We start from the raw sequence: 316 nt of genomic DNA, 5'->3' as shown, positions 1-316 counted from the left end.
GCGGAGTGCTGCTGTTATTAGAGTTCTTGTCAGGTTTTTCATACTTGGCCAAGCGTTCCCGCAAGTTTGTAAGTTCCGTATCTTTCTTGCGGATTTGGAGGTTCAGAGCATTTATGTTACGGTTCAATTTGACAATCTCGGCATACTGCTGGTTGACAGTTTCACGCAACAGCCGCATCTCTTCCGTCATGTCTTGTAACACTTTTGATATGTCCGTAACTTGCTCTTTCATAGGTATAAAGGTACAAAGAAAATCTGAAATACGCAAGATAAATGAGCATTTTTATAGCCTTTATACGAAGATTTTAGAGGAGAG

At 40.5% G+C, this 316-nt stretch carries 1 pseudogene; it reads right to left on the bottom strand.

Going from position 1 to position 316, the window contains the following annotated elements:
• Positions 1–232, bottom strand: a pseudogene (locus tag HMPREF2955_RS00245) (IS66 family transposase); the annotation flags it as partial.
• Positions 233–316 lie beyond the last annotated feature (84 nt).

Source organism: Prevotella sp. HMSC073D09 (genome assembly GCF_001814145.1).
In the GTDB taxonomy this organism is placed as follows: domain Bacteria; phylum Bacteroidota; class Bacteroidia; order Bacteroidales; family Bacteroidaceae; genus Prevotella; species Prevotella conceptionensis.
The sequence above is the reverse complement of the archived record's forward strand: the minus strand, read 5'-3'. Positions and strand labels throughout refer to the sequence as shown.